Raw genomic sequence first — 24,513 nt, 5'->3', positions numbered from 1 at the left:
ACTTGCTTATCTACCTTCAAGGCCCGCAGCATGGGATGGCGCCGCGTCACATGCCGGTGCGCGCAACCATCCACAGCGCCATGCCGATCATCCCGAGGTTCTCGGTCAGGGAAACGAAGCCGAGCGGCACGTTCGACGATCCGCCGACGCAAGCGCATTTGAGTTCGCGCCGGTCGAGATAGACCGCCTTGAACACCGACACCGCGCCGATCGTCCCGATGAACAGCGCGATCGGCACCGACAGCCACGTCAGCGCGCCGGCGATCATCAGGATGCCCGCGGTCGCTTCGGCAAAGGGATAGACATAGCCATAGCGGACCCAGCGCTGGGCCAGCAGGTCGTAGTTCAGGAACATGGTCGCGAACTTGTCGACGTCCTGCAGCTTCAACAGCGCGAGCACCGCCATGCTGAAGCCGACGAACCATTCCGCCGCGCGCATGGTGAAGGGGGTGCCGTGAACGGCATGGCTCGCCGCCATCGCCATCAGCGCGGTGATCGCGAACAGCGCGATGACCGGGCGATAGCTGGTCGCTCCAGCCTCCGCGACGGCGAGGCCGAAGTGGCGGCGGAGGTCATCATAGCCGCCGACCCGGGCGCCATCGATGAACACTTGCGGCGTCGTTTTCACGCCATGCTGCGCCTTGAAAGCGTCGGTTTCGGCGCGGGTGGTAAGGTGGCGATCCTCGACCGCAAAGCCTCGGCGCCGCAGCAGATCGAGCGCCTTCAGCCCGTAGGGGCAGGTGTGCGACGGCATGACCATGCGGTAGAGCGTGGCGGTGGGGCGGGCGGACATGATGCGGAGCCTCCGGGGTGATCGTGAACCTTGCATATGGGGTCGCGTACGGCGCGTTGCAGCCATTGGTCCTCGCGCTTGCGATGACTGGCGCACGCGACCATGAAGACACCTCCCGCGACCGGAGCTTCGTCCATGCCCACCTATGCCATCGATGACGCCTCGCCGACGCTGGGGGAGGGGGTGTGGATCGCGCCGGACGCGCATGTCATCGGCGACGCGCGGCTCGGCGAGCGCGCCAATGTCTGGTTCGGGGCGGTAATTCGCGCGGATAATACCCCGATCATCGTCGGCGCGCGCAGCAATGTGCAGGAGGGGGCGATGCTGCACAGCGACCCCGGCGCGCCGCTGACGATGGGCGACGACGTGACCGTCGGCCACCACGCCATCCTTCACGGCTGCACCGTCGGGCACGGCGCGCTGATCGGGATGGGCGCGATCATCCTCAACGGCGCGGTGATCGGCGATGGCTGCATCGTCGGCGCGGGGGCGCTGGTGACCGAGGGCAAGAGCTTCGCGCCCGGCACGCTGATCGTCGGGTCGCCCGCGCGCGCGGTGCGCGACCTCGGCGAGGACTCCGCCAGCGCGCTCAAGTTGTCGGCGGCGCATTATGTCGAGCGCGCCGCGCGCTTTCGCAGCGGGCTGCGGCGGCTCGACTAGCGAAGGGTCGCGATCAGAACGGCACTTCGTCGTCGAGATCGTCGAACGGCGCGCCGCCGCCCGAGCTGCCCCGGCTCGCGCCCGAGCTGAAGTCCGAGCCGCCCCCGCCGTAGCCGCCGCCACCGCCGGAGCCGTAATCGCTGCCGCCGCGCGAACCGCCGCCACCACCGCTCCCGCCGCCGCTCGCGCCGTCGAGCATGGTCAGCACGCCGCCCATGCCGCCGACGCTGACTTCGGTGGTGTAACGGTCGTTACCGTCGCGATCCTGCCATTTGCGGGTGCGCAGCGACCCTTCGACGTAGATTTTGCTGCCCTTGCGCAGATAGCGTTCGACGACGCCGACGAGGCCGTCCGACTGGATCACGACATTGTGCCATTCGGTGCGCTCCTTGCGCTCGCCGGTGGCGCGGTCCTTCCAGTTTTCGGAAGTGGCAATGCGCAGGTTGGCGATGCGGCCGCCGTTCTGGAAACTCTTCACCTCCGGATCGGCGCCGAGGTTGCCGACCAGAATGACCTTGTTGACGCTGCCTGCCATGTCGCGTGACGCTCCCCTGTTCAGCCCAAGCCGAAGGCGACCGCGACCCAATATGTCAACCCTGCGGCGAGGTAAGCGAGCCCGAAGAGATAGCCAACCATGAAGGCCGGCCATTTCCAGCCGTTGGTTTCGCGGCGCACGACGGCAATGGTCGACACGCACTGCGGCGCGAACACGAACCAGGCGAGGAAGGCGAGCGCGGTGGCGAGGCTCCAGTTCTTGGCGAGCTGGCTGCCGAGCGCGCGTTCGGTCGCGCTCTCGTCGTCGCTGTCGATCGCGTAGGCGGTGGCGAGTGCGGACACCGCGACCTCGCGCGCGGCCATCGCCGGGATCAGCGCGATGGCGATGTCGTGGTTGAACCCGATCGGGCGCACCAGCGGCTCGAGCCCGCTCGCGATGCGACCGCCGATTGAATATTCGGTGGTCGGAATGTCCGACCCCGCCGGCGGCTTGGGATAGGCGAGGAGCAGCCAGAGGACGACCGTCGAGGCGAAGATGATCGTGCCCGCGCGCTTGAGGAACAGCCACGCGCGCTGCCACAGCGCCAGCGCGATGTCGCCGATGCGCGGCAGCTGGTAGCGGGGCAGCTCCATCAGGAAGCCGCCGGCCGAGCCTTTTGTGACGCTCCGCCGCAGCACCCACGCAACGGCCAGCGCGCCCGCGACTCCCGCCAGATAAAGGCAGAACAGCACCAGCCCCTGCAGGCCGATCCCGCCTGCGATCGTGCGCGCGGGGATGAACGCGCCGATGATCACGGCATAGACGGGCAACCGCGCCGAACAGGTCATCATCGGCGCGATGAGGATGGTGGTCAGCCGGTCGCGCGTCTCCGGGATGGCGCGGGTGGCCATGATCCCCGGCACGGCGCAGGCAAAGCTCGACAGCAGCGGAATGAACCCGCGCCCCGACAGCCCGACGCGCGCCATCAGCCCGTCCATCAGGAACGCGGCGCGCGCCATGTAGCCGGTCGCTTCAAGCAACAGAATGAAGAAGAACAGGATCACGATCTGCGGCAGGAAGACGATCACCGCGCCCACCCCGGCGATCACCCCGTCGACGATCAGGTCGTGGACGAACCCGGGCGGGAGAGCGCCGGAAATGGTGTCGGCAAGCGTGGCGATCGCGCCCTCGATCCGCGCAATCGGCGTCTCGGCGAGGCTGAACACCGCCTGGAACAGCGCGAACAGGATGCCGAGCAGGATCGCGAACCCCGCCACCGGGTGCAGCAGCACGTTGTCGAGCCGGCGGGTCCAGTTGCGCTCCCAACTTTCGGACAAGGTCGCGGTCCGGGCGATGTCGCGCGCCTGTTCGCGGCGTCCGGCGTCGTCGTCGGCGATGGCGAGCGCGCTGGGAGCGCCCCCGAGCACTTCGCCCAGCGCGCCGGTCAGCGCGACGAGCCCGCGTTTGCGCACGGCGACGGTCGGGATGACCGGCACCCCCAGCGCCTTCGACAGCGCATCGGCGTCGAGCACCAGCCCGTCGCGCTCCGCCATGTCGACCATGTTGAGCGCGACGACGGTGGGAAGGCCGAGGCCGATCAGCTCGAGCGCGAAGCGCAAGTGATTGTCGAGCTGGCCAGCGTCGACCACGACGATCAGCGCATCGGGGCGTCGCTCGCCAAGCTGCTCGCCCATCAGCACCGCGCGCGTCACCGCTTCGTCGGGACTGGCGGGATCGAGACTATAGGCGCCGGGCAGGTCGACCAGCTCGATCGGGCGCCCATCGCTGAGCGCGGCGCGGCCCGAATGGCGCTCAACGGTCACGCCCGGATAGTTGGCGATCTTTTGCCGCGCGCCGGTGAGCGCGTTGAACAGCGAGCTTTTGCCGGCATTGGGGTTGCCGGCAAGCGCGACCAGAGGCGGGTGAGTGGTCATCGTGGCGGCGGGTTCAATCCGGTTCCGGGACCACCGTCACCGCGCGCGCATGCTTGCCGCGCAGGATGACCGACAGCCGCCCCAGCCGCACCGCCAGCGGGTCGCGAAAGAACAGCGCGCCGCGATGCAGCGGCTCGACCTCGGCGCCCTCGTACAGGCCAAGGTCTTTCAGCCGCCGCGCCTCCTGCGCCGGCAGCGCGTCCCAGTCGACGCGCGACACGCGCGCGACTCGCCCGAGAGCAACACGGTCCAGGGTCAAGGGAGAGCGGGGCATTGTTGCGAACGATTATCAGTTACAACGGTCGGGGGCAAGCGCCATCGCAGCGTGGCATGGCGACGTGCCGGTTCAGCGCATCGTCAGGCCGATATGGGCATGCGCAGCGCCATTTGCACCACCGCGCCCGCCACGGTAGGGCGGCGCCATCATTGCCCAGAGGTTTTCCGATCGATGCGCGTTTCCGTCCGTAACAGCCTGATCCTCGGCCTCACCCTGGCGCTCGCGGCGCCGACGCTTGCCGGGTGCACGCGGCTGCGGGGGCAGCAGGGCTATATCTTCGACCAGACGCTCGCCGATTCGATCGCGGTCGGCATCGATAACAAGGCGTCCGTCGAGCGCACGCTCGGCCGTCCGACCTTTGCCAGCCAGTTCGGCCAGGGGCAGATGACCACGCCCGAGCAGGCCAACGACTGGTATTATCTCTCCCGCCAGACGCGCCAGCTCGCCTTCGGTCGTCCGCAGGCGTCGGATCAGCTGGTCCTCCACGTGCAGTTCGACCCGGCGGGCAATGTCGCGGCGGTCAACCGTACCGGCGTCGACCGCGTCGTGCGGCTGTCGCCCAACGGCGACAAGACGCCGACGCTCGGCCGCGACCGCAGCTTCTTTGAGGAGCTGTTCGGCAACATCGGCGCGGTCGGCGCGCCGGGTGCGGGCGGCGGCGCGCGGGGGAGCTCGGGCGGCTAAGCGCCCCCTCAGCTCCCCCGCACCCGCGCGATCCACGCATCGACCTGGGCGTCCATGACGTCCAGCGGCACCGGACCCTGCTCCAGCATGGCGGCGTGGAAGTCGCGCAGGTCGAACCGGTCGCCGAGCGCCGCTTCGGCGCGAGTGCGTGCGGCGCGAATGGCGATCTCGCCGATCTTGTAGCCGAGCGCCTGTCCCGGCCAGCTGATGTAGCGATTGACCTCCGCCTCGATATTGGCGTCGGTCAGCGCGCTGTTGTCGCGCATGAAGGCGATCGCCTGGTCCTTGGACCAGCCCTTGGCGTGGATGCCCGTGTCGACGACCAGCCGGCAGGCGCGCCACATTTCGTAGGAGAGGCGGCCCATGTCCGCTTCGGGCGTATCGTAGAGGCCCATCGGGATGCCGAGCCGTTCGGCATAGAGCCCCCAGCCTTCGACGAAGGCGGTGAAGCCGGTGAAATCGCGCCGCCAGCGCGGCAGATCGAGCTCCTGCTGCAGCGCGATCTGGAGGTGATGGCCGGGCACCGCCTCATGCAGCGACAGCGACGGAATCTCCCACAGCGGTCGCTGATCGAGCTTGCTGGTGTTGACGTAATAGATCCCCGCCGTCCCCGCCGCGCTTGAGCCGGGGTTGTAGTAGGCGGTGGTCGTCCCCTCCGCCGTTTCCGCCGGAATTTCGCGGATGGTGTAGGGGAGGCGGGGCAGCGTGCGGAAATATTTGGGGAGCTCGCCGTCGATGCGGCGGGTGATGCGCGCGGTGCGCTGCATCAACTCCTCCGGCGTGCGCGCGAAGAAACGCGGGTCGGTGCGCATCGCCTGGATCATCGCTTCGCGCGAGGGGTGGCCGGCGCGCCGCGCGACCTCGGTCATCTCGGCACGGATGCGGGCGACCTCGCTAAGGCCGATCTGGTGGATCTCCTCCGGCGTCTTGTCGGTGGTGGTCTCCTGCCGCGCGCGAAACGCGTAATAGGCCGCGCCGCCGGGCTGCGCCGACACGCCGACCGCGTTCGCGCAGTTCGGGCGATAGTCGCGCTCATAAAAGGCGAGGTGGCGGTCGAGCGCGGGGTAGATGTGCTGCGTGATCGCGGCGCGCGCCTGCGCCTGCAGTCCGCTCCACTGCGCTTCAGAGATGCTGGCCGGACGCGGGCGGGTGAAGGGCGCGTAGTAGCGCGACTGGGTGACGTCCGCCGGTTTCAGCCCGCTGATCGTGCGCGGATGGCCGTCGAGCACGGCGCAGGGGAGGGTGTAGCGCCCGCGCACCGCCTGGCGCACCACCCCGATCGCCGCGTCGCTTTGCGCGGGATAAAGCTCCATGCGCCGGATCCAGCCTTCGTAGTCGGCGGCGCGGCGAAACGGCAGGCCGTCGGCGAGGCTGGCAAATCCCTGGTGCCAGCCGGCGTAGGTGGTGAACAGCTGGGTGCGCTGGCCGAAGCGGTTGGCCTCCACCGTCTCGCTCAACTGGCGGCGGAGGATGCGTGCGGCGGTCGCCTGCGAGGCGGGAAGTTGCGCGAGCGGCACGCGCTCGAGCCGGGCGAGCAGCGCTCCGGCGGCGGCGGCGCGCGCGTCCATCGCGGCGATGCTGGGGTCGGTCAGCCGGATCGTGCCGTCACCCAGCCCGAGCGTCGCAGCGTAATCGGGATTGTCGCGCACCAACTGCGCATCCCAGTCGCGTTCGATCGCGGCGAAATCCTCGACCGGCCCCGCGAACACGGGGGTCGACAGCGCCAGCACGGCGGCGGCGATCGGCAGGCGGCAACGCATCGTTCAGTCTCTCCCCAGCTTCGTGCAAAGGCATAGCGCGCCTGTCGATGGGGGCAATCGTCATGCGGATCGACGAAGCGATGATGAGAGGCGACGAAACGCAGGCGGCCGTAACGGCAGGTGGTTGACCGTTAACCATTGTGTGCGAAAGCTGCGGCGATGGCATAGCAAACCGCGGGAGAGAGCGGCATGGCGGGACAGGCAATCGCAGGACGGCGGCGGATGATGACGCCGACCGCGCCGCGACTTGCCCAGTCGATGAGCCGCCATGCGTCCGCCACCGTCCTGATGTTCGCGACGCTGCAGACGATCGGCGTCATCGCCCTCGCCGATCAGCCCTATGCGCAGTTGCTGCCCTATGTGGCGATGGCGCTGCTGCTGCTCGTCGCGCTCCCCTACGCCCGCCGCGTCGAGCGGCGCTGGCGGGCGATCGGCGACGTGGCGCTGCCCGGCCCGGGGCTCGACGTGCGTTATCGCGTCGAACGCGCACGGCTGTGGCGCGGCGCGTTCCTGCTGCCGACGCTGTGGATCGGCGCGGTGGCGCTGCTCAACATCCTCGTCCGTTAAGTCTTCGATCGCCTGCCCAAGGCGGCGAGTGCCCGCTCGCCCCTTGCGCTGCCGCGCGCGGGCGGCAAAGGGCGCGCGATGCTCGCCGCCCTGCGCTTCGCTCCCGGTATCGGCCTGGCCCTCGCGGTCAGCGCCATCGCCGCGTGGCTCGCGTCGTGGAGCGGCCTCGCCGCCATCCTCCTCGGACTGCTGATCGGCCTGGCCGTGGGGCGAGTGCTGGTCTGGCCGAGCGCGAAACCCGGCCTGTCCTTTGCCGGACGTGAGCTGCTGCGGATCGGGATCGTGCTGCTGGGGGTGCAGGTGACGCTGTCGGAGGTCGGCGCGCTGGGCGTCCTGCCGTTCATCGCGCTAATGCTGGTGATGGCCGCGGCGTTCGGCGGCGGGGTGCTGGGGGCGCGGCTCGGGGGGCAAAGCACGAGCGTCGGCGTGCTCGCCGGCGGCGCCACCGCGATCTGCGGCGCGTCGGCGAGCCTCGCGCTGTACGGCGTGCTCGGCCGCGAGCGCATTCGCGAAGGGGAGTTCGCGCTGACGCTGGTCGGGGTCAGCCTCGCCTCGGCGCTGGCGATGAGCTTCTATCCTTTCCTCGCGCGCGCGGTCGGTCTCGACGATGGGCAGGCGGGGTTCCTGATCGGCGCCAGCGTGCATGACGTGGCGCAGGCGATCGGCGGGGGCTTTGCCTATTCCGACGCGGCGGGCACACGCGCGACGATCGTGAAGCTGGCGCGAGTCGCGACGCTGGCGCCGCTGGTGGCGATGATCGGCATCGTCCTCGCGCGGCGGGGGGAGCGCACGGCCGGGGCGCCGGGCGGCTGGCGCGCGCTGCTGCCGCCGTGGTTCATCAGCGGCTTCGTCGCGCTCCTGGTGCTCGGCAGCGTGGTGCCCATCGGTCAGGACGCGCGCGACGCGGTGTTATGGCTGTCGAAGACGCTGCTGCTGATCGCAGTGACGGCGACCGCGCTCAACACCCGCCTCGGCGATCTTGTCGCCGAGGGCTGGCGCGCGCTGCTGCCGGTCGCACTGGCGAGCGTCGCCAGCTTTGCTATGGCGCTGGTCGTCGTCTTGCTGATGCCGATGTCTTGAGAGATAACCCCGTGAACGCTCCCGCCCGCACGCTCGCTCCCACCGCCGTCGCCGGCCCCCCGCGCGACGCCATGCGCGCCATCGCGCGGCAGGATGAAGGCGCGGTGGTGGCGTCGCTGCGCGCGCGGCTGGCTGACAGCGATCCGCACCCCATCGAAGTGACCGCGCTCGGCCGGCGCATCATCGCCAAAGCCAAGCAGGCCGCGAGCCGCGACAGCCTCGTCGGTGCGCTGATGAACCGCTACCGCCTGTCGACCGAAGAGGGCGTGGTGCTGATGTGCCTCGCCGAAGCGCTGCTGCGCGTGCCCGACAGCGAAACCGCCAACGCGCTGATCCGCGACAAGATCGCCGGGCGGCACTGGACCGGGGAGGGCGCGTCGGGGTCGTGGCTGGTCGACCTGTCCGCCTATGGCTTGAGCCTCGGGTCGGCGACGCTGCTGCTCGATGCGATTGGCAGCACCTCGTCGCCCACCTCGATCCTCAAGCGCATGATCCGTCGTTCGGGCGAGCCGGTCATCCGCCAGGCGGCCTACGCGGCGATGAAGCTGCTCGGCCAGCAGTTCGTGATGGGCGAATCGATCAAGGCCGCGATCCGCCGCGCCAATCGCGAAACGGGCGAATTGGCGAGCTTCGACATGCTCGGCGAAGCGGCGCGGACGGCAGAGGACGCGGCGCGTTACGCGCGCAGCTACGCCGACGCCATCGCCGCGCTGGGGCGCGAGGCGACGGCGGGCGATCCGCACGCCAACCACGGCATTTCGATCAAATTGAGCGCGCTCCACCCGCGCTACGAATATCTCCAGCCCGAGCGCCGCCGCGACGAGCTGACGCCGGTGGTGCTCGAACTCGCCCAGGCGGCGCGCGCGGCGAACGTGCCGCTGATGATCGATGCCGAGGAGAGCGAGCGGCTCGAACCGCATCTCGACATTCTGGAAGCGCTGGTCGACGCCGGGGTAGCGGACGGCTGGCCGGGGCTGGGCATCGTCGTCCAGGCCTATCAGAAGCGCGGCCTCACCGTGGTCGAGTGGGTCGGTGCGCTGGCGCGGGCGCGCGGGGTCAAGCTCGCGCTGCGCCTGGTGAAGGGCGCCTATTGGGACAGCGAGATCAAGCGCGCGCAGGTGCTGGGGCTGTCGGGCTTTCCGGTGTTTACCGAAAAGCTTCACACCGACCTCAGCTACATGGCGTGCGCGCAGGCGCTGCGGGGGATGAACGACGTCGTCTATCCCGCCTTCGCGACCCACAACGCGATGACCATCGCCTACATCGCCGAGCTGTTCGGTGAGGGGGCCGATTACGAGCTGCAGCGGCTGCACGGCATGGGCGAAGGCGCGCACGACGCGCTCGCCGAGATCGCTCCGCCGAAGCGACCGGTGCGCGTCTATGCGCCGGTCGGTACACACCGCGACCTTCTCGCCTATCTCGTGCGGCGGCTGCTCGAGAACGGCGCGAACTCGAGCTTCGTCCATCAGTTCTCCGACCCCGACGTGACCGTCGACATGCTCGCCATCGACCCGCGCGAGGCGGCCTCGCCCGCGGGACAGCCGCTGGCGACCGGGCTCAACCTGTACGGCGACCGCCGCAACAGCCGTGGGCATGACCTGGGTGAGCCGGGCGTGCCCGAAGCGCTCGCGGCGGCGATGGAAGCGGCGCGCGCCAAGCCGCGCATCGCCCAGCCGGTCATCGCCGGCGAGCGGCGCGACGGCCTGCGCGAAGCGGTGCTCAACCCCGCGACGGGAGAAAAGGTCGGCGATGTCATCGCCGCCGACGCCGACGCCGTCGACGCAGCGGTGCGCGCGAGCCTCGTCGCGCAACCCGACTGGAGCCTCGCCGGGGGGGACTATCGCGCCGACCGGCTCGATCGCGCGGCGGACATGCTGGAGGCGGAGGAGGCGACCTTCCTCGCGCTCTGCACCGACGAGGCGGGCAAGACGCTGCCCGACGCCATCGCCGAAGTGCGCGAAGCGGTCGATTTCCTGCGCTATTATGCGCGCGAGGCGCGGCGCCACTTCGCGCGCCCCGACCTCCTCCCCGGACCGACGGGGGAACGCAACACGCTGTTGCTGGAAGGCAAGGGCCTGTTCGTGTGCATCTCGCCGTGGAATTTTCCGCTGGCGATCTTCCTCGGGCAGGTGTCGGCGGCGCTGGCGGCGGGGAATGCCGTGCTCGCCAAGCCGGCCGAGCAAACCCCGCTGATCGCCGCCGCGGCGGTCGACCTGCTGCACCGCGCGGGCATTCCGCGTGAACTCCTCCACCTCCTCCCCGGCGACGGCGAGCAGGTCGGCGCGCCGCTGGTGGCGCGCGAGGAAATTGCGGGCGTCGCCTTCACCGGATCGACCGCGGTGGCGCAGTCGATCAACCGCACGCTCGCCGCGCGCAACGGCCCGATCGCGACGCTGATTGCGGAAACGGGCGGCATCAACGCGATGATCGTCGATTCGACCGCGCTCCCCGAACAGGTCGCGCGCGACGCGGTCGCCTCCGCCTTCCAGAGCGCGGGCCAACGCTGTTCGGCGCTGCGGCTGCTGCTGGTGCAGGAGGATGTTGCCGAGGGCATGATCGAGATGATCGCCGGGGCGATGGCCGAGCTGAACCTCGGCGACCCGGCGGACCTCGCCACCGACGTCGGGCCGATCATCGACGACGAAGCGCGGGGCGCGATCGCCGAATATGTCGAGGAGGCGCGGGCCGAGGGCCGCGTGCTCACGCAGGCGACGCGGGGGGACGCGGTCGAGGGCGGTTATTTCGTGCCGCCGACGCTGATCCGCCTCAAGACCATCGCCGATCTGAAGCGCGAAATTTTCGGCCCGGTGCTGCACGTCGCGACGTGGAAGGCGGACGAGCTCGACGCGGTGATCGATGCGCTCAACGCGTCCGGTTACGGCCTGACGCTTGGCGTGCACAGCCGCATCGACACGGTCGCGGCGCACATTGCGGCGCGGGTGCGGGTGGGCAATGTCTACGTCAACCGCAACCAGATCGGCGCGGTCGTCGGCGTGCAGCCCTTTGGCGGACGCGGCCTGTCGGGGACCGGTCCCAAGGCGGGCGGGCCGCACTATCTGCCCCGGTTCGGGGATGAAAAGACGGTGTCGATCGACATCACCGCGGCGGGGGGCAACGCCGCGCTGATGACGCGCTGACCTGTCGGGAGTTTTTACAACTGGCCGCGCGGCCGCGCCCTAAGATCGTCGCGCAATCGCGAAACTCCGCCGATAATGCGATCTGGCACGGGCGTTGCGTCATGTGTCGATGAGCCCGCAATGGGCGCTCACCCCACCCGAAGCGGGCTGGCTCTGGTCCCTGTCGCCAGCCCGCTTCACCCGGGGTCGCAGCTGCCGCCGATCAGGCGGCGGGCTTTAGCAGCGGGCCGAGCTCCCCGGCCTGCTCCATCTCCATCATGATGTCCGAGCCACCGACGAATTCGCCGTCGACATAAAGCTGCGGCACCGTTGGCCAGTCGCTGTACTGCTTCACGCCCTGGCGGATTTCGGCGTCCTGCAACACGTCGACGCTGCCATATTCGACGCCGTGGCGGTCGAGGATGGCGACGGCGCGGCTCGAAAAGCCGCACTGCGGGAACAGCGGCGTCCCCTTCATGAACAGCAGCACGCGGTTGTCGCGCACCAGTTCGGCGATGCGCGTTTGAACGTCGGTGGTCGGGTCGGTCATGGGGTTGGCTCCGGGAGAAAAGGGGAAGGGTCAGGTCGCGGGAACGGCGGTGGTCAATTGCAGCGCGTGCAGCTCGCCGCCCATGCGCCCGCCGAGCGCCGCATAGACCGCGCGCTGCTGGGCGACGCGCGACATGCCGCGAAACTGCTCCGCCACGACATGCGCCGCATAATGATCGCCATCACCGGCGAGGTCGGTGATCGTCACCGCCGCACCGGGCAGCGCGGCCTCGATCAGCGCGGCGATATCGTTGGCGTGCATCGGCATGGCCGGGGGGTCAGCCTTCGGCCATGAGCTGGCGGCGGGCATCGACCGAGCAGCGCTCGAGCGCCTCGCGCACCTGCGCTTCGTCGGTCTCGACCCCCGCAGCGGTGAGGTCGCCGACCAGCTTGCGGATCACGTCCTCGTCGCCCGCTTCCTCGAAATCGGCGCGAATGACGGCCTTGGCGTAGGCGTCCGACTCCTCGGGTGTCAGCTTCATGCGCTCTGCGGCCCAGGCGCCGAGCAGCTTGTTGCGGCGCGCCACCACGCGGAACTGCATTTCCTCGTCCCGGGCGAATTTGGTTTCGAACGCACGCTCGCGGTCGCTGAAGTCGGTCATGTCATGGCTCTCTTCTTCGGGGCTTGGCGTTGGATGTAAGCGGGTGCACGCAGCGCCGCAACGGCGTTGACGCTACGCCGCGCGCGGTTAGGGCGTCGGCAATGACCCCAGAGCTCCACCTGTTCGACAGCCTGACGCGCAGCATGCGGCGGTTCGAGCCGCTGCGGGAGGGTGAGGCGCGCGTCTACAGCTGCGGGCCGACGGTCTATGCGCACCAGCATGTCGGCAACATGCGCGCCTATCTGTTCGCGGACACGCTGGGGCGGGCGCTGACCCATTTCGGCTATCGGCTGCGGCATGTGGTCAACATCACCGATGTCGGCCACCTCACCAGCGATGCCGACGCGGGCGCCGACAAGATGGAGCGCGCCGCCGCGGCGACCGGCCAGTCGGCATGGGACATCGCCGCGCACTATACCGCGCTGTTCGAGGCGGACCTCGCGCGGCTCAACATCCGCCCGCTCGAACATCCGCGTGCGACCGATCACGTCGAGGGGATGATCGCGTGGGCGCAGGGCATGGAGCAGGGGGGCTACGCCTACCGCCTGCCGGGCGGGCTCTATTTCGACACGGCGCGCGTGCCCGACTACGGCCGCCTCGCCCGCGCCGGCACAAGCGAGCTCGATGGCGAAGGGCGGATCGAGGAGGTGGCGGGCAAACGCCACGCGGCGGACTTCGCGCTGTGGCGCACGACGCCACCGGGCGAATCGCGACAGATGGAATGGGATTCGCCCTGGGGCCGCGGCGCGCCGGGCTGGCACATCGAATGCAGCGTGATGAGCGCGGCGCTGCTCGGCCATCCGTTCGACATCCACACCGGGGGGATCGATCACCGCGAGATCCACCACCCCAACGAAATCGCGCAGAACCAGGCGCACGCTGGTTGCGCGGACAGCGGCGCGACGCTGTGGATGCACAATAATTTCCTCGTCGACCGGCGCGGCAAGATGTCGAAATCGAGCGGCGAGTTTCTGACGCTGCAGACGCTGGTCGACCGCGGCTACCACCCGCTCGCCTACCGCATGCTGTGCCTGCATGCGCACTACCGCAGCGAGCTCGAATTCACGTGGGAGGGGCTCGGCGCGGCGCTGACCCGGCTGAAGCGGCTGGTGATGGCGGTGGAGAAACTGCGCGGTGCCCAGGCGCAGGGCAGCGACGATCATCCGCGCCTCGCGCAACTGTCGGCGGAGTTCGACGCGGCGATTGCCGACGACCTCAATAGCGCGGTGGCGCTGACGCTGCTCGAACAGGCGCTGGGCGTGAAGGGCACGAGCCCCGCCGCGCGCCTGGCGCTGGCGGCGCGGTTCGACGCGGTGCTCGGGCTCGACCTCGACAAGCTCACCCGCGCCGACCTGCGCGTGCGTCCGGTCGCGGCGACGATCGACAGGCCGGCCATCGACGCAGCGCTCGCCCGCCGCCGCGACGCGCGCGCAGCGAAGGACTTTGCGACGTCGGACGCGGTGCGCGACGAGCTCGCCGCGGCGGGGGTGGAGGTGATGGACGGCGACCCGCTCGGCTGGGATTGGCGGCTCGACTGAAGCCCGCGATGCCTTGACGTTGCGCGCGCATGCGGGCAAGGGGCGCTCCGCTTTGCCGATATCCCCGGCCCGTCCGGGAATCACGGCCCCTTCGTCTAGCGGTTAGGACGCGGCCCTTTCACGGCTGAAACACGGGTTCGATTCCCGTAGGGGTCACCATCGGCAGCGATGCTACAGCGCCACGCGTCGACGCTTCGGTTCGCCGGGCGCGGCTCACGGCCCCTTCGTCTAGCGGTCAGGACGCGGCCCTCTCACGGCTGAAACACGGGTTCGATTCCCGTAGGGGTCACCAGTCGAACACGGCGCGAAATCCGCAACATGGCAGCGGGGAATCGTTGACAATGAAACGCGGGCGGCTTAACGGGCCGGGCTTTCCGGCGTCGGGAGTCGATCCCGCGACCGCCGGTCTTGTGCCCTTGAAGGAAGATTACGCCATGTTCGCCATCGTGCGCACGGGCGGCAAGCAGTATCGCGTTGCCCCCGGAGACCGGATTGTCGTGGAAAAGCTCAGCGGAGCCGTGGGCGACCGCATCGAGCTCGGCGACGTCCTGCTCGCGGGCGACGGCAGCGATCTGAAGCCGACCGACGGCCTCAAGGTCGCGGCGGAGATCGTCGGCCAGGGCCGCGGTGAGAAGATCATCGTCTTCAAGAAGAAGCGCCGCCACAACTATCGTCGCCGCAACGGCCACCGCCAGTACCACACCCAGCTTCAGATCCTGAGCGTGGGTGACGTGCAGGCGCAGCCGCGCCAGAAGGCGGCTCAGACCGCTTCGCCGACGCAGACGGCTCCGGTCACCGCCGAAGCCCAGACCGCAACCACCGAAGCCTGACCGCTTCGCGCATCTGTTAGGAGACAGCAGCCATGGCACATAAAAAGGCAGGCGGTTCGTCGCGCAACGGTCGCGATTCTGCCGGCAAGCGCCTCGGCGTGAAGAAGTTCGGCGGCCAGGAAGTGGTCGGCGGCAACATCATCGTGCGGCAGCGCGGCACCAAATTCTACCCGGGCACCAACGTCGGCATCGGCAAGGATCACACCTTGTTTGCGACCACCGACGGCCGCGTGCGATTCCACGACGGCAAGCTCGGCCGCAAGTTCGTATCGGTCGACGCGCAGATTATGCCGTTGGAAGCGGCAGAATAAGGCGGGCGATTTCGAAGGGTCGCACCGCTAGGGCGACCCCCCGCTGGACCCCAAGGGTCCACATCGAAGGAGGGAGACGGGTCGCCCCGGCTCCCTTTTTTGTTGGGCGAAACATGACGCCCCAGGAGCTGCAACACCGTCTCCCTCCAGCAATGGGGGCTGTCGCAGACACGTCATATCGACGTGCCACCGGGCCGCGGAGGAGAGACACATGTACGCACGGACCGAACGGCTGCTGCTGCGGCCGGGCTATCTGGAGGATGCGGCGGCGCTGGCGCAGGCGATCGGCGACCCGCTGGTCGCACGCCATCTCGGGCGGGTGCCGCTGCCCTATGGTGAGGCGGACGCGCGCGACTGGCTGAGCCAAGCCGGCGATCCGACCGACATGCGCTTCGTCATCATGGCGCGCACGCGGGGGTCGCTGCGGCTGGTCGGCGGGATCGGCGTCCACTGGCGCGACGATGATGGCGGCTTCGGCGACGGGCGCGGCCATCATGAGCTCGGCTACTGGATCGCGCGACCCTATTGGGGACTGGGCTTTGCCACCGAAGCCGGGCGCGCCGTGCTGGAGATCGCGCGCGCGGTGGGGCTGCCGCCGCTGCGCGCGGGGCATTTCGTGGACAACGCCGCGTCGGGCGCGGTGCTGCGCAAGCTCGGTTTCCGCGCCACTGGTCGCACCGCGCCGCGCGTCAGCGTCGCGCGCGGCGAAACGGTGGCTTGCGCGCTGTACGAGGAGAGCGACGTAGCGGAGCTCATGCCAAGCGGCGTAGTGCGACCGCGGTTTCAACCAGACCTTCGCGAGGAGTGGCGGCTGCAAGCGGCGTAGCGCGACGCCTGCCCTACGATCCCGTCACCCTGAACTCGTTCCAGGGTCCATGTCGCCAGCGCTGCGATGGATGCCGAAAAGAGTTCAGCAAGACGGGGGCGGGGTTGCGCGGGCGCAGGCGTTGATGGGCGGTCAGCCGCCCCTCTGCCGCCGCCACAGCGTCGTCGTGTCCTCGCCGAACGCCACGTCGCCGAGGCGCGCATAGCCCAGCCGCTCGGCGACGCGCATCGATGCGGCGTTGCCGTGGTCGATGATGCAGCGCGTTTCGGTGGCGTCGAGCGACGCGTCCGCCCATCCGAGCGCCGCGGCCATGACCTCGCTCGCGGCGCCCTTGCCCCACCAGTCGGGCGCGATCGCCCAGCCGGCTTCGGGCACGCCGTCGAGCTCGGCGATGCCGCGCTCCCAAGAGGCGAAGCCGCCGCAGCCGACCAGCCCGTCGCTCGCGCGCTCGGCGAACACCCAATAGCCATAGCTGAGCGTCGCCCACAGCCCTGGCTGGCCGAGGAAGCGATACCATGCCTCCTGCCGTGTGCGCCCGCGCCCACCGCCAATGAAGGCGGTGGTGCGATCGTCCGCCCACATGGCGGCATAGGAGTCGAAGTCGCGCAGTTCCGCTCCGCGCAGGCGGAAGCGTTCGGTCTCGATGACCGGCGCGGCGCTCACACGCGCTGGAACAGCGCCGCGCAGCCCTGTCCGCCGCCGATGCACATGGTCTCGAGTGCGTAGCGTCCGTCGCGGTGCTTCAGCTCCGCCATCATCGAGGCGAGAATGCGCCCGCCGGTCGCGGCAATCGGGTGGCCGAGCGAAATGCCCGAACCGTTGACGTTGAGCCGCTCCGGATCGTGCCAGCCCCAGCCCTTGAGCACGCCCAGCACCTGAGTCGCGAACGCTTCGTTGAGCTCGACGAGGTCGATGTCGCCCCAGCCCTTGCCGGTCCGCGCGAACAGCTTTTCGACCGCGGGCACCGGGCCGAGTCCCATCGTCGCCGGGTGGCACCCCGCCGCCGCGAAGCCCACCAGTCGCGCCACCGGATCGACTTTGAGCGCCCGCGCGCCCGCTTCGCTGACGACGAGACAGGCCGCGGCGGCGTCGTTCTGTTGGCTGGCGTTGCCCGCGGTGACGGTCCCGTCCTTCATGATCGGGCGCAGCGCGGCGAGGCTTTCGGCGGTGACATCGCCGCGCACGCCTTCGTCGCGGTCGACGGTGACGCTGCCTTTGCGCGTCTCGATCGTCACCGGCACCAGTTCGTCGGCGAAGGCACCGCGCGCCCAGGCGGCCGCGGCGCGTTCGTGGCTGGTGAGGGCATAGGCGTCGGCGTCGGCGCGCGAGATGCCGGCGTCCCGCCCGACATTCTCCGCCGTTTCGATCATGCCCGAAATGCGGCCGAAGCGCGCTTCGGGCTGCGAACGCTCGCGCCCGCGCAGCAGCCGGTCATGCAGCACCGGCGAGCCCGCCTTGACGCCCTTGCGCAAGCCCAGCGCGTAATGTTCGGCATTGGACATGCTCTCCGCCCCGCCGGCGATGACGATGTCCGCCTGCCCCGCCTGCACCATCGCCGCGGCGAGGCCGATGGCGGTGAGTCCGCCCCCGCAGCGCCGGTCGACCTGCATCCCCGGCACCGACAGCGGCAGGTCCGCGGCCAGCGCGGCCCACCGCCCGATCGCGGGGGCTTCGCCGGTGGGATAGGCCTGCGCGAAGATGACGTCCTCGATCCGCTCGGGGTCGACGCCGGAGCGTTCGACCAGCGCACGCAGCACGGTTTCGGCGAGCTTTTCCGCAGGCACGTCGGCGAGCGAGCCGAGGTAGCGGCCGACCGGCGTTCGCAGCGGCAGGGCGATGAAGGCGTCGGCCATGTCAGTCTCCGTCAGGCGAGTGCGGCGCGCAGCCGCTCGAGCGCGCGGTCGCGTCCGATCAGCGGTAAGAGGCTCGCCATGTCGGGCCCCGCGTCGACGCCCGTCAAGGCCCGTCGCAGCGGCAGGAACAGCGCGCGGCCCTTGGCGCCGGTGGCCACCCCGACAGCGGCGGTGAGCGGTTTCCAGTCGGCGAACGCTTCGCGTTCCAGCGCCGCCGCCGCCGCGGCGATGACCGCCCGCTCTTCGTCGTTCAGCTCAGGCGCGGCGACCGGGCCGTCGACGCTCGTCCACAGGGCGGGCGCATCGTCGATGCGGGTGAGGTTGCCGCGCAGCGCCTTCCAGGCGGCGGCGTCCATGCCATCGGGCAGCTGCTCCGCAACCCGGTCGTAGTCGAGCTGGTGGACGATGCGCGCGTTGAGGCCGGTCAACTCCTCCGCCACGACCGGCGCCGGCGCGCGACCGAAGCGGCCGAGGTCGAACCCCGCCGCCAGGTCCACGAGGTCCGCCTGCGGTTCGATCGGGTCGCGCGTGCCGAGCCGCGCGAGATAGGCGCGCACCGTCTCGGGCTCGATCCCCGCCTCAACCAGTGCGTCGCGGTCTGCGGCGCCGTCGCGTTTGGAAAGCTTGCCTTCCGCGCCGGTCAGAAGTGCGACGTGGCCGAACTGTGGCCGCTCGGCGCCGAGCGCATCGAACATCTGCGCCTGCGCCGCGGTGTTGCTGACATGATCCTCGCCACGAATGACGTGCGTGATGCCCATGTCGATGTCGTCGATGACCGAGGGGAGGAGGTAGAGCCAGCTCCCGTCCGCGCGGCGCACGACGGGATCGGAGAGGTGCGCGGGGTCGAAGCGCTGCTCGCCGCGCACCGCGTCCTGCCACATGATTGGCGCGGCGTGGTCGAGCGTGAAGCGCCAGTGCGGCCGCTCCCCTGCCGCCAGCTTCGCCTCGATGTCCACCGACGTGAGCGCCAGCGCGGTGCGTTCATAGACCGGCGGCATCCCGCGCGCGCGCAGCACCTTGCGGCGCAGGTCGAGCTCCTCCGCGCTTTCGAAACAGGGGTAAACGCGCCCGGCGGCGCGCAGCTCATCGAAGCGGGCTTCGTATAGCGCGAGCCGCTGCGACTGGCGCACCTCCCCCGCCGGGGTCAGCCCCAGCCATGCGAGGTCTTCGCGGATCGCGTCGACGAAGCGCTCCTCGCTGCGCGCGGCGTCGGTGTCGTCGATACGGAGCCAGAACTCGCCGCCGTCGCGCAACGCAGCAAGCGCGTTCAGCACCGCGACGCGGAGGTTGCCGAGATGCATGCGCCCGGTGGGGGAGGGGGCGAAACGGGTGCGGGTCATGCGGTGCGGAAACCTTGGGTGATGGGGTAGCGGCGGTCGCGGCCGAAGTTGCGGGTGCCGAGCTTCACCCCCGGCGCGGCCTGCCGGCGCTTATATTCGGCGAGGGCCACGAGCCGTTCGATCCGCGCCACTTCCGCGCGGTCGAATCGATGTTCGGCGACGATGTCGTCGACCGACTGTTCGCGTTCGATCAGCCCCATCAGCATCGCGTCGAGCTGGTCGTAGGGCGGCAGGCTGTCCTGATCGGTCTGGTTGGGGCGAAGCTCCGCGCTCGGCGGCTTGTCGATGATCGCGCGGGGGATGACCTCCCCCGCAGGGCCGAGCCCCAGCCTCGGCACGTGCGCGTTGCGCCAGCGCGCGACGCGGAACACGGTCGTTTTGTAGGCGTCCTTGAGCGGGTTGTAGCCCCCCGCCATGTCGCCGTAGATGGTCGCGTAGCCGACGCTCATCTCGCTCTTGTTGCCGGTGGTTAGCAGCATCTCGCCGAATTTATTGCTGAGCGCCATCAGCGTGACTCCGCGGATGCGCGACTGGATATTCTCTTCGGTCAGGTCGACTTCGGTATCGGCGAAGCTGCCCGCGAGCATGGCGTCGAACGCCTCCACCGCGGGGGCGATGGAAATCGTCTCGTAACGGCAGCCGAGCGCCTTCGCGCAAGCCTCGGCATCGGCGAGGCTCGCGGCGCTGGTGTAGCGGGAGGGCAGCATGACGCAGCGCACGCGCTCCGGCCCCAGCGCATCGACCGCGATGGCGGCGACCAGCGCGCTGTCGATCCCGCCCGACAGCCCGAGCAGCACGCCCGGAAAGCGGTTGCGCTCCACATAATCGCGCGTGGCGACCAGCATCGCGTGATAGATGTCGGCGGGATGGTCGTCCCACGTCGCGACCTCTCCGCCCGCGCAATCCCAACGACCGTCGGCACCGCGCGTCCAGCACGTGATGCGCTCCGCCGGCTCCCAGTCGGGCAGGCGGTGGCGCGTTTCGCCATCGCCGCTGAGCACGAAAGAGCAGCCGTCGAACACCAGCTCGTCCTGCCCGCCGATGCGGTTGAGGAAGATCAGCGGCAGGCGGGTATCGCGCACCCGCGCGGCAAACACCTGCGTCAGGCGCCGCTCGTCCTTGTCGATCTCGTAGGGGCTGCCGTTGATCGAGATCAGCAGTTCCGCGCCGGACGCGGCGAGGTGCTGGCAGACCGTCGGCAGCCAGCCGTCCTCGCAGACGGGGAGGCCGAGGCGGATGCCGCGAAAGTCGACCGGGTCGGGCAGCGGGCCGGGCACGAACACCCGCTTTTCATCGAAGGTGCCATAGTTGGGCAGCTCATGCTTCAGGCGCAGCGCGGCGACCCGGCCGCAATCGAGCAGCGCGACGGCGTTGTGGAGGCCCGCCTCGGAGCGGTGCACGGTGCCGACCAGCATCGCTGGCCCCCCATCGGCGGTCACCGCGGCAAGCTCCGCCAGCTTGGCGTCCGCACGGGCCCACAGCGCGGGCTTCAGCACCAGATCCTCGGGCGGGTAGCCGATCAGCTGCAGTTCGGGATAGCAGATCAGGTCGGCGTGCGGATGCGCCACGCGGATGGCGCGCATCGCGTCGGCATTGGCGTCGATGTCGCCCACGCTCTGGCTGCATTGCGCGAGGACGATCGTCAGCGTTGGTTCGGCCATGCGCCGCCGCCTAGCACATCGCGGCTGCGCGGGAAGAGCGCCGTGGCGTGGCGCGGCCTGATGGAGGGGTCAGGCGACGATCAGGCGACCCGCAGTTCGCTCACCCCACCGTCGCTGCCGGCGGGAGTGTCCTCGTCGACGGGCTCATTCTGGTCGCGCAGCACATAACCGCGGCCCCACACCGTCTCGATATAATTCTCGCCGCCGCAGGCGAGGCTCAATTTCTTGCGCAGCTTGCAGATGAAGACGTCGATGATCTTCAATTCGGGCTCGTCCATCCCGCCGTAGAGGTGGTTGAGGAACATTTCCTTGGTGAGCGTCGTGCCCTTGCGGAGCGAAAGCAGCTCCAGCATCTGATATTCCTTGCCGGTCAGATGCACGCGCGCGCCGTCCACTTCGACCGTCTTCGCATCGAGGTTCACCGCGAGCTTGCCGGTGCGGATGATCGACTGCGAATGGCCCTTGGAGCGGCGCACGACCGCCTGGATGCGCGCCACCAGTTCCTCGCGGTGGAAGGGTTTGGTGACATAATCGTCGGCGCCGAAGCCGAAGCTCCGGACCTTCGACTCCATCTCGCTGACGCCCGACAGGATCAGCACCGGCGTCTGCACCCGCGCCACGCGCAGTTTCTTGAGCACGTCATAGCCGTGCATGTCCGGCAGGTTCAGGTCGAGGAGGATGATGTCGTAGTCATACAGCTTGCCGAGATCGAGGCCCTCTTCCCCGAGATCGGTGGTGTAGACGTTGAACCCTTCGACGGTGAGCATCGTCTCGATCGCCTTGGCGGTCGTCGGCTCGTCCTCGATCAGCAGTACCCGCATGCCCGTCCCCCGTCATCCAGCGGGTGCCTGGTTGCAGCGGTTGCCTGATCCCCATGGATCGCTCCCCTTGCAGCACCCACATCTCAATGCGACGTTAACCTTACCGCTTGTGACCGCAAATGGTTAATTTAACCCTAAGCTTGCTTGCGGGGCGCGAAAGCTTTCCTGACGAAGGGTAAAGCCGCCATCGCAAGGATCGTCGCCATCGCCGCAGCCCCGCCAGACGCCATCGCGATCCTAGCCACGGGCGAGGATGCGTGGATCGTGGACAAGCCCGCGGGCGTGCCCGTCGACCGACCGCGCGCCGGCGGGGAGACCATTGCCGACCGGCTGGCGCAGCAGGGGCTCGCGCGGGTGGAGCGGTTACTGCCCGTGCACCGGCTCGACCGCGATACGTCGGGCTGCCTGCTGATCGCGCGCACCCGCGGCGCGCTCAAGCGCTACGCCGCGGCGTTCGAGGCGGGAACGGTGGAGAAGACCTACCTCGCGATCGTCGAAGGCGTGCCGCGCGCGGCGGAGGGCGTCATCGACCTGGCCCTCGGCAAACGCTCCAGCGCGACCGCCGGCTGGCGCATGGTGCCCGACCTTGCGGGCGCGGCGGCGATCACCCGCTGGCGCGTGCTGGCGACGCACGAACGCCGCGCGCTTCTCGAACTCAAGCCCCAAACCGGCCGAACCCACCAACTCCGCGTCCACTGCGCCGGCGGCCTCGGCTGCCCGATCGTGGGCGACCCCGTTTACGGTGAGGCGCACCCCCTCGGCCTGATGCTCCACGCCGCGTCGCTCGAAGTCCAGGACGGGAACGGACGAACTGAAATTAGCGCGTCTGTCCCGCAGCCGGCCCGCTTTCGCCACTTTCAGTGCGCAATCGGTCCATCGGCAAGCTGACTCGGTCGACTTTCCAGGCAAAAAAACCTTCACGCCGCATGATGAACCGAATTCGCTCGCGCTCTGGGCTGCTTTTCGGACCCGCCAACTCAAACCGGTTCAAATCGCGATACCGCATGTTGTAATTAGTAGGACCTTTTTGTTCCTCGCCGCTTCCAGTTTCTCGAGTAATCAGGCGTGTAAGACCCTGCGGGGTGACGTGACCATCGACCATCGTATTGACGATTTGCGGTACCATGACCAAGCCAAGCGCTGCGAATGGGTTGTTTCGCAATTCCGGATCATTCTGCATCCGTTGTGTGAGCGCGGACGTCATCTGAGATTTTAGATCCGCCCGCACGCTTGGAAAGTCGATCATTTCCTCTAAAGTATATGCATCACCGCTCAGGAAAGCCTGTCTTAGAGACCTTGCTGCCCACCAGGGCGAAGCGACGTACAAGGCGAGAAGGGAAAGGCCAACTGCAGCCGCCCAGATTAGCGGCCGTCGCCATCTGCTTTTTTCCGAGTCGAGATATAAACGCCTTGTCATCATTACTCCCCCTATGGACTGACGTTCGACAAGAGCGTCAAAACTTCACCTCGTCAATCGCGTGACAATTCGAGTTCCTCTCCCGGAACACGCTCTTAGAGAGCGCTTCATCGCCTCCTCGGGCCCCGGCGGGCAGAACGTCAACAAAGTCGCGAGTGCGTGTCAGTTGTTTGTCGACGCAACCGCGCTCGGGCTGGCGCCGGCGGTGTATGCGCGGCTCAGGGTGTTGGCGGGGCGGCGGATGCGGGGGGATGGGGTGATCGTCATCCTCGCCCAGCGATTTCGCACGCAGGAGGCGAACCGCGCCGACGGGCGCGCTCGGGTCGAGGCGTTGCTCGCGGCGGCGCACGAACGGCCCGAGCGGCGCATCGCCACCCGTCCGTCGCGCGCGGCCAAAGCGCGCCGCGTCGACAGCAAGAAAGCGCGCGGCGGGATCAAGGCCAGCCGCGCTCCCGTCCGGCTCGACTGACCTGGCTCAGGCGGCGGCGTTCATCCGCCGCAGCGTGCGCAGCGCCGCGGCGAGCGCAGGATCGTTGAGCAGCGCGGCTTCCTCGGCATCGGCGGGTTCGTCGTCCGCGGACGGGGCGGGCTCGGCGGTGCCCGCCAGCGCCGCCTCCCGCCGCGCGGCGCCCGCTTCGAGCCGCGCCACGAGGGAATCGAGGCGCTCCACCGACAGGTCGATCGGCGGACGCGGGGCGCGGCGTGGCGCATCGACCACCGCCTCTGGCGCAGCCGCCACCGGCTCGGGCGTCACCGGCTCAGCCGCCAGCGGTTCCGGTGTGAGCGTGGGCGGCGTCAGGTCCATCGCCGGCGCGCTATCTGGCGTTTCGACCACCGGTGCCTCATCGGACCCGTCAAACCATGTTTCGTTCGTCGCCATGACCGGAGCAATCGGCTCGGCCTGCGGCACGCCGATGGGCGCGGGCGTGTCGAGCAGCAGCTCGTCGGCGTCGAAGGCGTCCGCATCGCGCGAGGGAACGAGGTCGCGTAGCGGCGACAGCGGTCGGCGGGCGGGGGCGTCGGGGTGGCGGTCGAGTGGATTGAGCCGCGGCGCGTCCACCTCATCCGCGGTGGCGCTGATGCCGCGCAGCCGCTCGAGCAGCCTCGCCCAGCCTTCGCCATCGTCGGCGACGCGAAAGGCGCGTGCGAGCGCGGCGCCTAGCAGCGCGCCGAGCAGCCCCAGCGGAATGGCGAACAGCAGCCGTTCGGTGAAGTCGAACGGCGGCACGGCGTCGGGCATCCACGTCGACAGGCCGATCTGCGCGCCGATCCGCTCGAGCCAGGCGATCGGCACCAGCAATGCCGTTGCCGCCAGCGCGAGCGCCATCAGCGTTGCGACGGTCATCGCACCGCCGGGCACGAACAGCGCTCCGGCGTGGCGACGGATGCGGAAATTCTCGTCCATCATCGGATCCATAA

General features: G+C 69.3%; 26 protein-coding genes and 2 tRNA genes. 13 read left to right on the top strand and 15 right to left on the bottom strand.

Annotation, left to right across the window (positions count from 1 at the left end; translation table 11 throughout):
* Positions 1-46: 46 nt before the first annotated feature.
* Positions 47-793, bottom strand: coding sequence for a glutaredoxin family protein (locus ACRYJK_RS08890; protein ID WP_482667163.1), 747 nt, complete (start codon positions 791-793; stop codon positions 47-49).
* A 135-nt stretch (positions 794-928) separates the two neighbouring features.
* On the opposite strand from ACRYJK_RS08890, the gene ACRYJK_RS08885 reads away from it, so the two are divergent.
* Positions 929-1,453, top strand: coding sequence for a gamma carbonic anhydrase family protein (locus tag ACRYJK_RS08885; RefSeq protein WP_482667162.1), 525 nt, complete (start codon positions 929-931; stop codon positions 1,451-1,453).
* Between the two features lie 13 nt (positions 1,454-1,466).
* Here the strand turns inward: ACRYJK_RS08885 and ssb are convergent, their stop codons facing one another.
* Genes ssb through ACRYJK_RS08870 form a run of 3 tightly spaced genes read right to left on the bottom strand, consistent with a single transcriptional unit; the run spans position 1,467 to position 4,136 of the window.
* Positions 1,467-1,988, bottom strand: a complete 522-nt coding sequence (ssb, locus tag ACRYJK_RS08880) for a single-stranded DNA-binding protein (RefSeq protein WP_482667161.1) — start codon at positions 1,986-1,988, stop codon at positions 1,467-1,469.
* Positions 1,989-2,008: 20 nt separating this feature from the next.
* Positions 2,009-3,862, bottom strand: a complete 1,854-nt coding sequence (feoB, locus tag ACRYJK_RS08875) for a ferrous iron transporter B (protein ID WP_482667160.1) — start codon at positions 3,860-3,862, stop codon at positions 2,009-2,011.
* 13 nt (positions 3,863-3,875) lie between these two features.
* Positions 3,876-4,136, bottom strand: a complete 261-nt coding sequence (locus ACRYJK_RS08870; RefSeq protein WP_482667159.1) for a FeoA family protein — start codon at positions 4,134-4,136, stop codon at positions 3,876-3,878.
* A gap of 174 nt (positions 4,137-4,310) precedes the next feature.
* On the opposite strand from ACRYJK_RS08870, the gene ACRYJK_RS08865 reads away from it, so the two are divergent.
* The gene (locus ACRYJK_RS08865) at positions 4,311-4,823 is read left to right on the top strand and encodes an outer membrane protein assembly factor BamE (protein ID WP_482667158.1); all 513 of its coding nucleotides are present in this window, start codon (positions 4,311-4,313) and stop codon (positions 4,821-4,823) included.
* A gap of 8 nt (positions 4,824-4,831) precedes the next feature.
* Here the strand turns inward: ACRYJK_RS08865 and ACRYJK_RS08860 are convergent, their stop codons facing one another.
* Entirely contained in the window at positions 4,832-6,583 is a 1,752-nt protein-coding gene (locus ACRYJK_RS08860; protein ID WP_482667157.1) for a DUF885 domain-containing protein, read from the bottom strand.
* Positions 6,584-6,772: 189 nt separating this feature from the next.
* On the opposite strand from ACRYJK_RS08860, the gene ACRYJK_RS08855 reads away from it, so the two are divergent.
* The 3 genes from ACRYJK_RS08855 (at position 6,773) to putA (ending at position 11,367) form a co-directional block, all read left to right on the top strand.
* The gene (locus tag ACRYJK_RS08855) at positions 6,773-7,150 is read left to right on the top strand and encodes a hypothetical protein (RefSeq protein ID WP_482667156.1); all 378 of its coding nucleotides are present in this window, start codon (positions 6,773-6,775) and stop codon (positions 7,148-7,150) included.
* 78 nt (positions 7,151-7,228) lie between these two features.
* Positions 7,229-8,230 (top strand): YeiH family protein, encoded by a 1,002-nt coding sequence (locus tag ACRYJK_RS08850; RefSeq protein WP_482667155.1) that lies wholly within the window; start codon positions 7,229-7,231, stop codon positions 8,228-8,230.
* Between the two features lie 71 nt (positions 8,231-8,301).
* The gene (gene putA / locus ACRYJK_RS08845) at positions 8,302-11,367 is read left to right on the top strand and encodes a bifunctional proline dehydrogenase/L-glutamate gamma-semialdehyde dehydrogenase PutA (RefSeq protein ID WP_482667432.1); all 3,066 of its coding nucleotides are present in this window, start codon (positions 8,302-8,304) and stop codon (positions 11,365-11,367) included.
* 202 nt (positions 11,368-11,569) lie between these two features.
* Here the strand turns inward: putA and grxD are convergent, their stop codons facing one another.
* Genes grxD through ACRYJK_RS08830 form a run of 3 tightly spaced genes read right to left on the bottom strand, consistent with a single transcriptional unit; the run spans position 11,570 to position 12,497 of the window.
* Positions 11,570-11,896, bottom strand: a complete 327-nt coding sequence (grxD, locus tag ACRYJK_RS08840) for a Grx4 family monothiol glutaredoxin (protein ID WP_482667154.1) — start codon at positions 11,894-11,896, stop codon at positions 11,570-11,572.
* Positions 11,897-11,926: 30 nt separating this feature from the next.
* The gene (locus ACRYJK_RS08835) at positions 11,927-12,163 is read right to left on the bottom strand and encodes a BolA family protein (RefSeq protein WP_482667153.1); all 237 of its coding nucleotides are present in this window, start codon (positions 12,161-12,163) and stop codon (positions 11,927-11,929) included.
* 10 nt (positions 12,164-12,173) lie between these two features.
* The gene (locus ACRYJK_RS08830; protein WP_482667152.1) at positions 12,174-12,497 is read right to left on the bottom strand and encodes a DUF1476 domain-containing protein; all 324 of its coding nucleotides are present in this window, start codon (positions 12,495-12,497) and stop codon (positions 12,174-12,176) included.
* A gap of 101 nt (positions 12,498-12,598) precedes the next feature.
* On the opposite strand from ACRYJK_RS08830, the gene cysS reads away from it, so the two are divergent.
* The 6 genes from cysS (at position 12,599) to ACRYJK_RS08800 (ending at position 16,002) form a co-directional block, all read left to right on the top strand.
* Positions 12,599-14,035, top strand: coding sequence for a cysteine--tRNA ligase (gene cysS / locus ACRYJK_RS08825; RefSeq protein ID WP_482667151.1), 1,437 nt, complete (start codon positions 12,599-12,601; stop codon positions 14,033-14,035).
* An 84-nt stretch (positions 14,036-14,119) separates the two neighbouring features.
* Positions 14,120-14,194: transfer RNA gene (locus ACRYJK_RS08820), tRNA-Glu, on the top strand.
* Between the two features lie 58 nt (positions 14,195-14,252).
* Positions 14,253-14,327 (top strand) — tRNA-Glu (locus ACRYJK_RS08815).
* 142 nt (positions 14,328-14,469) lie between these two features.
* Positions 14,470-14,865, top strand: a complete 396-nt coding sequence (rplU, locus tag ACRYJK_RS08810) for a 50S ribosomal protein L21 (protein ID WP_482667150.1) — start codon at positions 14,470-14,472, stop codon at positions 14,863-14,865.
* 32 nt (positions 14,866-14,897) lie between these two features.
* Entirely contained in the window at positions 14,898-15,176 is a 279-nt protein-coding gene (gene rpmA / locus ACRYJK_RS08805) for a 50S ribosomal protein L27 (protein WP_482667149.1), read from the top strand.
* Between the two features lie 211 nt (positions 15,177-15,387).
* Positions 15,388-16,002 (top strand): GNAT family N-acetyltransferase, encoded by a 615-nt coding sequence (locus ACRYJK_RS08800; protein WP_482667148.1) that lies wholly within the window; start codon positions 15,388-15,390, stop codon positions 16,000-16,002.
* Positions 16,003-16,134: 132 nt separating this feature from the next.
* Here the strand turns inward: ACRYJK_RS08800 and ACRYJK_RS08795 are convergent, their stop codons facing one another.
* The 5 genes from ACRYJK_RS08795 to ctrA all read right to left on the bottom strand — a co-directional run bounded on the left by ACRYJK_RS08795 (position 16,135) and on the right by ctrA (position 21,677).
* Complete coding sequence (locus tag ACRYJK_RS08795; protein ID WP_482667147.1) at positions 16,135-16,665, bottom strand: GNAT family N-acetyltransferase; 531 nt, start codon at positions 16,663-16,665, stop codon at positions 16,135-16,137.
* The gene (locus tag ACRYJK_RS08790; RefSeq protein ID WP_482667146.1) at positions 16,662-17,855 is read right to left on the bottom strand and encodes an acetyl-CoA C-acetyltransferase; all 1,194 of its coding nucleotides are present in this window, start codon (positions 17,853-17,855) and stop codon (positions 16,662-16,664) included. Before ACRYJK_RS08790 ends, ACRYJK_RS08795 begins: the two co-directional genes overlap by 4 nt.
* 11 nt (positions 17,856-17,866) lie before the next feature.
* Positions 17,867-19,195, bottom strand: coding sequence for a glutamate--tRNA ligase (locus ACRYJK_RS08785; protein WP_482667145.1), 1,329 nt, complete (start codon positions 19,193-19,195; stop codon positions 17,867-17,869).
* Positions 19,192-20,856, bottom strand: a complete 1,665-nt coding sequence (locus ACRYJK_RS08780) for an NAD+ synthase (protein ID WP_482667144.1) — start codon at positions 20,854-20,856, stop codon at positions 19,192-19,194. Before ACRYJK_RS08780 ends, ACRYJK_RS08785 begins: the two co-directional genes overlap by 4 nt.
* Positions 20,857-20,936: 80 nt before the next feature.
* Positions 20,937-21,677 (bottom strand): response regulator transcription factor CtrA, encoded by a 741-nt coding sequence (ctrA, locus tag ACRYJK_RS08775; protein ID WP_482667143.1) that lies wholly within the window; start codon positions 21,675-21,677, stop codon positions 20,937-20,939.
* A 264-nt stretch (positions 21,678-21,941) separates the two neighbouring features.
* On the opposite strand from ctrA, the gene ACRYJK_RS08770 reads away from it, so the two are divergent.
* On the top strand, positions 21,942-22,565 hold the full coding sequence (locus tag ACRYJK_RS08770) for an RluA family pseudouridine synthase (protein WP_482667142.1): 624 nt from the start codon (positions 21,942-21,944) through the stop codon (positions 22,563-22,565).
* Here the strand turns inward: ACRYJK_RS08770 and ACRYJK_RS08765 are convergent.
* Positions 22,495-23,094 (bottom strand): DUF2939 domain-containing protein, encoded by a 600-nt coding sequence (locus ACRYJK_RS08765; RefSeq protein WP_482667141.1) that lies wholly within the window; start codon positions 23,092-23,094, stop codon positions 22,495-22,497. The genes ACRYJK_RS08770 and ACRYJK_RS08765 overlap by 71 nt on opposite strands.
* A gap of 61 nt (positions 23,095-23,155) precedes the next feature.
* Between ACRYJK_RS08765 and arfB the strand changes: the two genes are divergently transcribed.
* Entirely contained in the window at positions 23,156-23,563 is a 408-nt protein-coding gene (gene arfB, locus ACRYJK_RS08760) for an alternative ribosome rescue aminoacyl-tRNA hydrolase ArfB (RefSeq protein WP_482667140.1), read from the top strand.
* Between the two features lie 6 nt (positions 23,564-23,569).
* Here arfB and ACRYJK_RS08755 read toward each other — a convergent pair whose 3' ends face one another.
* Positions 23,570-24,511: a hypothetical protein gene (locus ACRYJK_RS08755; RefSeq protein ID WP_482667139.1), complete on the bottom strand. Its 942-nt coding sequence runs from the start codon at positions 24,509-24,511 to the stop codon at positions 23,570-23,572.
* Between the last annotated feature and the right edge of the window lie 2 nt (positions 24,512-24,513).

The organism is Sphingomonas sp. BLHR8 (assembly GCF_056821725.1).
The sequence above is the reverse complement of the archived record's forward strand: the minus strand, read 5'-3'. Positions and strand labels throughout refer to the sequence as shown.

Coding starts and splice junctions, on each gene's coding strand:
- ACRYJK_RS08860 (WP_482667157.1), bottom strand. CDS start 6,583: ATGCGTTGCCGCCTGCCGATCGCCGCCGCCGTGCTGGCGCTGTCGACC.
- ACRYJK_RS08755 (WP_482667139.1), bottom strand. CDS start 24,511: ATGGATCCGATGATGGACGAGAATTTCCGCATCCGTCGCCACGCCGGA.
- ACRYJK_RS08855 (WP_482667156.1), top strand. CDS start 6,773: ATGGCGGGACAGGCAATCGCAGGACGGCGGCGGATGATGACGCCGACC.
- ctrA (WP_482667143.1), bottom strand. CDS start 21,677: ATGCGGGTACTGCTGATCGAGGACGAGCCGACGACCGCCAAGGCGATC.
- ACRYJK_RS08765 (WP_482667141.1), bottom strand. CDS start 23,094: ATGACAAGGCGTTTATATCTCGACTCGGAAAAAAGCAGATGGCGACGG.
- cysS (WP_482667151.1), top strand. CDS start 12,599: ATGACCCCAGAGCTCCACCTGTTCGACAGCCTGACGCGCAGCATGCGG.
- putA (WP_482667432.1), top strand. CDS start 8,302: ATGCGCGCCATCGCGCGGCAGGATGAAGGCGCGGTGGTGGCGTCGCTG.
- ACRYJK_RS08865 (WP_482667158.1), top strand. CDS start 4,311: ATGCGCGTTTCCGTCCGTAACAGCCTGATCCTCGGCCTCACCCTGGCG.
- rplU (WP_482667150.1), top strand. CDS start 14,470: ATGTTCGCCATCGTGCGCACGGGCGGCAAGCAGTATCGCGTTGCCCCC.
- ACRYJK_RS08850 (WP_482667155.1), top strand. CDS start 7,229: ATGCTCGCCGCCCTGCGCTTCGCTCCCGGTATCGGCCTGGCCCTCGCG.
- rpmA (WP_482667149.1), top strand. CDS start 14,898: ATGGCACATAAAAAGGCAGGCGGTTCGTCGCGCAACGGTCGCGATTCT.
- grxD (WP_482667154.1), bottom strand. CDS start 11,896: ATGACCGACCCGACCACCGACGTTCAAACGCGCATCGCCGAACTGGTG.
- ACRYJK_RS08885 (WP_482667162.1), top strand. CDS start 929: ATGCCCACCTATGCCATCGATGACGCCTCGCCGACGCTGGGGGAGGGG.
- ACRYJK_RS08785 (WP_482667145.1), bottom strand. CDS start 19,195: ATGACCCGCACCCGTTTCGCCCCCTCCCCCACCGGGCGCATGCATCTC.
- ACRYJK_RS08835 (WP_482667153.1), bottom strand. CDS start 12,163: ATGCCGATGCACGCCAACGATATCGCCGCGCTGATCGAGGCCGCGCTG.
- feoB (WP_482667160.1), bottom strand. CDS start 3,862: ATGACCACTCACCCGCCTCTGGTCGCGCTTGCCGGCAACCCCAATGCC.
- ACRYJK_RS08830 (WP_482667152.1), bottom strand. CDS start 12,497: ATGACCGACTTCAGCGACCGCGAGCGTGCGTTCGAAACCAAATTCGCC.
- ACRYJK_RS08780 (WP_482667144.1), bottom strand. CDS start 20,856: ATGGCCGAACCAACGCTGACGATCGTCCTCGCGCAATGCAGCCAGAGC.
- ACRYJK_RS08890 (WP_482667163.1), bottom strand. CDS start 793: ATGTCCGCCCGCCCCACCGCCACGCTCTACCGCATGGTCATGCCGTCG.
- ACRYJK_RS08870 (WP_482667159.1), bottom strand. CDS start 4,136: ATGCCCCGCTCTCCCTTGACCCTGGACCGTGTTGCTCTCGGGCGAGTC.
- ACRYJK_RS08790 (WP_482667146.1), bottom strand. CDS start 17,855: ATGGCCGACGCCTTCATCGCCCTGCCGCTGCGAACGCCGGTCGGCCGC.
- ssb (WP_482667161.1), bottom strand. CDS start 1,988: ATGGCAGGCAGCGTCAACAAGGTCATTCTGGTCGGCAACCTCGGCGCC.
- ACRYJK_RS08800 (WP_482667148.1), top strand. CDS start 15,388: ATGTACGCACGGACCGAACGGCTGCTGCTGCGGCCGGGCTATCTGGAG.